Source organism: Selenomonas sp. oral taxon 892 str. F0426 (assembly GCF_000468035.1).
Classification (GTDB): Bacteria; Bacillota; Negativicutes; order Selenomonadales; family Selenomonadaceae; genus Centipeda.
The window spans coordinates 1-4,536 of sequence record NZ_KI260547.1 but is presented as its reverse complement, the minus strand read 5'-3'; the positions used below and the strand labels follow the sequence as shown (position 1 = coordinate 4,536).

At 53.3% G+C, this 4,536-nt stretch carries 8 protein-coding genes; all 8 read left to right on the top strand.

The genetic code is table 11. The features are described 5' to 3' along the window. The coding region (locus HMPREF1992_RS10590; protein WP_021685907.1) for a P27 family phage terminase small subunit at positions 1-416 on the top strand (416 nt) is incomplete at its 5' end. Between the two features lie 13 nt (positions 417-429). Further along, positions 430-1,740 (top strand): site-specific DNA-methyltransferase, encoded by a 1,311-nt coding sequence (locus HMPREF1992_RS10585; RefSeq protein ID WP_037359707.1) that lies wholly within the window; start codon positions 430-432, stop codon positions 1,738-1,740. 15 nt (positions 1,741-1,755) lie between these two features. Beyond that, positions 1,756-2,355 (top strand): HNH endonuclease, encoded by a 600-nt coding sequence (locus HMPREF1992_RS10580; RefSeq protein WP_021685905.1) that lies wholly within the window; start codon positions 1,756-1,758, stop codon positions 2,353-2,355. A 19-nt stretch (positions 2,356-2,374) separates the two neighbouring features. Then, entirely contained in the window at positions 2,375-2,914 is a 540-nt protein-coding gene (locus tag HMPREF1992_RS10575; protein WP_037359703.1) for an N-acetylmuramoyl-L-alanine amidase, read from the top strand. Positions 2,915-2,916: 2 nt separating this feature from the next. Beyond that, positions 2,917-3,198, top strand: coding sequence for a hypothetical protein (locus HMPREF1992_RS10570; protein WP_006696275.1), 282 nt, complete (start codon positions 2,917-2,919; stop codon positions 3,196-3,198). Positions 3,199-3,315: 117 nt separating this feature from the next. Continuing rightward, positions 3,316-4,089: a hypothetical protein gene (locus tag HMPREF1992_RS10565; protein ID WP_006696274.1), complete on the top strand. Its 774-nt coding sequence runs from the start codon at positions 3,316-3,318 to the stop codon at positions 4,087-4,089. Then, positions 4,073-4,309 carry a DUF4314 domain-containing protein gene (locus HMPREF1992_RS10560; protein WP_006696273.1) on the top strand — a complete coding sequence of 79 codons (237 nt, stop codon included), beginning with the start codon at positions 4,073-4,075 and terminating at the stop codon, positions 4,307-4,309. The genes HMPREF1992_RS10565 and HMPREF1992_RS10560 overlap by 17 nt, the downstream gene beginning before the upstream one ends. Next, positions 4,306-4,482: a DUF5049 domain-containing protein gene (locus HMPREF1992_RS10555; RefSeq protein WP_006696272.1), complete on the top strand. Its 177-nt coding sequence runs from the start codon at positions 4,306-4,308 to the stop codon at positions 4,480-4,482. Before HMPREF1992_RS10560 ends, HMPREF1992_RS10555 begins: the two co-directional genes overlap by 4 nt. Positions 4,483-4,536: the final 54 nt, after the last annotated feature.

The window sequence follows — 4,536 nt, the reverse complement described above, 5'->3', positions numbered from 1 at the left end:
ACGCCGCCGAGCTCTATGGTGAGGAGATGCCAACACCGAGCGAGTTCCTGTCGGCACGGCAGAGGAACGGAAAACCGCTCGGTGCGGATGAGATTTTCCGCGAGACATGGCTGTGGCTGAAGGAGCGAGGATGCGAACGATTGGTGAATCCACGCTTGCTCGAAAGCTACGCGCAGGCATTTGCCCGCTTTATCCAGTGCGAGGAAGCAATGAGTCAATACGGGCTCATCGGCAAGCATCCGACCACCGGAGGGGCAATAGCAAGCCCCTTTGTCCAGATGGGGCAGGCGTTCCAGAAACAGTCCAATCTGCTCTGGTATGAGATATTTGACATCGTAAAGCAGAACTGCACCACCACATTCGTCGGTTCTCCGCAGGAGGATCGGATGGAACGGCTGCTGCGCTCGAGGAAGTAGGGAGGGAAGTCATTTGAACAAAACAACATCGGAGATGAAGCTCGTTCCAATCGAGAGACTCGTTCCGTATGCCAACAACGCACGGACACATTCGCCCGAGCAGATCAATAAGCTGCGCGGCAGTTTGCGGGAGTTCGGATTTGTCAGTCCCGTCATCATCGACAAGGACTATGGAATCCTCGCAGGACACGGGCGCGTTATGGCTGCACGGGCGGAGGGCATGGAGAATGTGCCGTGCGTATTCGTCGACCATCTGACCGAGGCGCAGAAGAAGGCATACATCCTCGCGGATAACCGTTTCGCACTTGACGCAGGATGGGATGAAGATATGCTGCGCGTCGAGATGGAAGCGTTGCAGGATATGGACTTTGATGTATCCCTTACAGGCTTTGACGAGTCTGAAATCGTAGACCTCCTTTCTCTGGATGACGGTGAGGCGCAGGAAGATGATTTTGACGAAGATGCCGCCCTGCAGGCAGAGCCTTTCGTAAAAACCGGTGACTTGTGGCTTTTGGGCAAGCATCGTCTCCTTTGTGCCGACTCTACAAAACCAGAGGATGTAAAACTTCTCATGGATAGCAAAAAGGCGAATGTGTGCATTACCGACCCGCCGTATTCGTGTAACTACACAGGCGGCACAGGCATGAAAATCATGAACGACAACCTAAAGGGCGAGGAGTTCTATCAGTTCCTGCTTTCGGCATTCAAAAACGCCTATGAGAATCTTGCGGACGGAGCTGCCATATACATCTTTCACTCGGATGCGGAAAAGGTCAACTTCTACAATGCCGTTGTTGCTGCCGGATTTCACTACTCAACAACCTGTATTTGGGTAAAGCAGTCCCTTGTTCTGGGACGCTTTGATTATCAAATGCGCCATGAGCCAGTCATCTATGCATTCAAGGACACTGTAAAGCACAAATTCTACGGAGACAGAAAGCAGACCACTGTTTGGGAATTTGACCGACCAAGCAAGTCGAAACTGCACCCGACAACGAAACCGCTCCCGCTCATTGCATACCCCATGAAAAACTCCTCGTTGGTCAACAGCATCGTCTTGGATTTGTTCGGGGGCAGCGGATCGACATTGATGGCAGCAGAGCAGATGGATCGCACGGCATATCTGATGGAACTTGATCCTGTTTACGCTTCGGCGATTGTGCGCCGTTTTGTGGCATATCGTGGAAATACAGAGGACGTGCATATCATCCGTGACGGGAAAACGCTGCCCTGCTCCGAGGTGTATATCCCCACAGCAGAGGATCTCGGCATGAAGGATACCACGATAAACGACGTTCAAAAGGGGCGGAAGAAAGGAGGATGAGGGAACGTGTGCAATGTGAAATATACGTTTTCCGAGGACGGGAGCGTTGCCTATGGGCATCTTCCTGACGGTATCGTTTTTATGGTAGATACTGCATCTTTGGATAAGATCGCCGGCATCAGCTTTTATCGTAATTACCGTGATTTGACGGGAAAAATCCTTTATGTGATGGACAGACACAGAAAACAGCTACATCGTCATCTGGTGGATGTCCCCAAGGGTTACGAAGTTGATCATATCAATCTGGACACGTTGGACAATCGCCTGTGCAATCTCAGAATTTGTACGCATCAACAGAATCAATGCAACCAACCACGGCAAAGGAACAACACGTCCGGGGTGACGGGTGTCAGCTTCTACAAACCTCGTGGGAAATATCGTGCGAGAATCAAGATTTGTCAGCATGATATACACCTTGGTTATTATCAAACATTTGAAGAAGCTGTTCAGGCGCGGAATGTGGGAATGGCTTGTATGTTCGGGGACTACGGACGGTATGACGAGGTGGAAGAAATTCCTCCGTGGATAGAAGAAGATGTCATCAACCGATGTAAACGGTTCGTGGATTTATCAATCTGCGAATCGTTTATTGATTTTGTGAAGAATGCGGCGTAATGCCGAAGGAGGTATCACAATGAAAGTTTTTCTAAACGCAGGTCATGCCCCGGACGGAAATCCCGACCCCGGCGCGTGCGGGTATGGGCTGCGGGAATGCGACGTTGCAAAGAATGTCGCTGACCTTGTGGCAGGCTATCTCGTTGCCGCAGGTGTTGAGGTGGTCGGCAACTTGCAGTCCGACAGCCTCCATGAAGTTGTCTCGGCCTCCAACAACAGCGATGCGGACGTATTCGTCTCTATCCACTGCAACGCCTGTAACGGCACGGCAAACGGAACGGAGGTCTGGCACTTCTACGGAAGCGGAGAGGGAGAGAAGCTGTCAAGCTGCATTCAGAACCAGATTGTGGATGCGCTCGGAACTGTGGATCGCGGCGTGAAGGGCGCAAAGCCCGGTGCCAACGGTCTGTATGTTCTGAGCAACACCAATGCGGTCGCCGTGCTTGTGGAGCTTGCGTTTATCGACCATGCGGGTGACGCAGAACTGCTCAACAGCCGACAGGATGAATTTGCCCGCGCCATTGCGCGTGGGGTAACGGACTATGAAGGAGAGTGTTGAAGATGAAACTGGAATACATTCAAAACGAATTGAAGAACCATGTGGGGGACTTTGTACGGACGGAGGCGAAGGAAGCGACCGTCCTATGGCTGCACGAGAAGGGGCTTCCCGCAGCGCGTGAGGTGTCGGCGGCGTACACGGCGGCGCTGAAAGAGAGTGCCGAGAAGGAGACGGGATGGTGCAGATTCCGCGACCGCATCTTCCTGCCGCTTGTTATCGACGGGGCGATCTGGATGACAGGCAAGATGCTCGAACGCATGACGGTATCCTTGGCAGGGAAATGATGGGCATAAGATCTATTTGATGAGATAGAGTTGGTGTATACAACAGAATCCGCTTGCTAATTCTTCCCACGTGAGTGATGAATGTAATGACCAAAGTACATGAAGGAGGTAGTCACCATGAAGGTCAATTACAACATCCAAAAGGAAGAGCGCAAGGCGATGGTCGCGGTAGTCAGCAAGGTGCTCGGCGAAAAGCCCGTCTACTGCGGCGCACCGACATTTTCCTACAAGATCGGCGCATTCGAGATCACGAAGGACGGATGTCTTTGCTTCGACGATGCCCTTGACGAAGCGACTGTTGCGCGTGTGCGCACGGCACTGCGCGAGGAGGGCTTTATGTCCGAGGGTGGGGAGCACGAGGCTTCCTGCGCGGATACAGGGGCAGACGAGCCGAACCGGACGGAAGAGGCAGTGGATGATCTGACACCGGCAGAAACGGCGGTAGAAGAACCCGACGAGGACAGCCTTTCCATCAGTCTCCCACGCAGCCTTTTCACCGAAACGGCACTGCAGAATCTGGACGCCCTCCTCCTGAGCAAGGGACGGCTCATTCGACACGCCTTCAAGATTAAGGAAGCGATCTACACGCTGACCGATGACCGCATCACCTTCGCATGGCTGCACGGCACGATCACCGACGAGACGGCAAAGGCATACGCTGAGTTCATCAGTAAACTCTGCCTGATGGCACGGGCGCAAAAGCGCGTTACGGCAAAGGAGAAGATTGTGGACAACGAGAAATACGCATTCCGCTGCTTCCTCCTGCGCCTTGGCATGATCGGTAGCGCCTACAAGGAGAGCCGTAAGATCCTCATGCAGAACCTCACGGGCAGCAGCGCATTCAAGAGCGGACATCGGAAGGAGGATGAGGATCATGCGGTTTCCGAGTAAGGAACAGATCACCGTGCTTCGAGAGCGGCACCCACGCGGGACGAAGGTGGAACTCCTCGCGATGGACGATCCACAAGCTCCGCCGCCGAGGACGATGGGCGAGGTCATGGGTGTTGATGACGCGGGGCAGATTCTCGTTCGATGGGAGACAGGATCGTCACTCAGCCTTATCCCCGGTGTGGACTCCTTCCGCATTGCAGAGAAAGGCGGTCAGTCATGAACGAGACGATTTTCACGCAGATCATGGACATCCGCGACTCCGGACGAGTGAATATGTTCGATGTTCCCGGTGTTCAGCGCATGGCGTTTACGATGGGATTCTACGAACTGGTCTGCTTCATCGAGGAAGACCGTGCGGCGTATGTACGCTTTATCCTCACGGGCGAAAAATAGTAGACAGTTTCAGCGATTCCGCACAGCCTTTCGGGGCTGTGTTTCTCTCGAAAA